Consider the following 705-nt stretch of genomic DNA (forward strand, 5'->3'; position numbering starts at 1 on the left):
GAGCGCCTTCGCGGCGTGGTGGGCGATGCGCTTGCCGCCGCCGACAACGTCTCGTCCGGCAGCCAGGAACTTTCGGCAAGCTCGGAACAGCTTTCCCAAGGGGCAACCGAACAGGCCTCCTCCGCCGAGGAGGCTTCCGCCTCGATGGAGCAGATGGCCGCCAACATCAAGCAGAACGCCGACAACGCCGCCCAGACCGAGAAGATCGCCCGCCAGTCCTCGCGCGACGCGGAAGCATCCGGCGAGGCCGTTGGCCGCGCGGTGCATGCGATGCGCACGATTGCCGAGAAGATCTCGATCGTCCAGGAAATCGCCCGCCAGACCGACCTTCTCGCGCTGAACGCGGCGGTCGAGGCCGCCCGCGCCGGCGAACACGGCAAGGGTTTTGCGGTGGTCGCCTCGGAAGTCCGCAAGCTCGCCGAACGCAGCCAGGCCGCGGCGGCAGAAATCAGCGCGCTTTCCGGCGATACCGTCCAGGTCGCGACGGAAGCCGGCGACATGCTCAACAAGCTGGTTCCGGATATCCAGAAGACGGCCGAACTGGTGTCGGAAATCTCCGCCGCCTGCCGCGAGCAGGATATCGGCGCCTCGCAGATCAACGAGGCGATCCAGCAGCTCGACAAGGTGACGCAGCAGAATGCCGGCGCCTCGGAAGAGATGTCGGCCACTTCGGAAGAACTCGCTTCGCAGGCCGAGGAGCTGCAG

The 705-nt window shown here is 66.7% G+C and carries 1 protein-coding gene; it reads left to right on the top strand.

Going from position 1 to position 705, the window contains the following annotated elements:
• The coding region (locus tag ACFFP0_RS30920; RefSeq protein WP_377266073.1) for a methyl-accepting chemotaxis protein at positions 1-705 on the top strand (705 nt) is incomplete at both ends.

Source organism: Neorhizobium puerariae (assembly GCF_042429745.1).
GTDB lineage: Bacteria > Pseudomonadota > Alphaproteobacteria > Rhizobiales > Rhizobiaceae > Neorhizobium > Neorhizobium puerariae.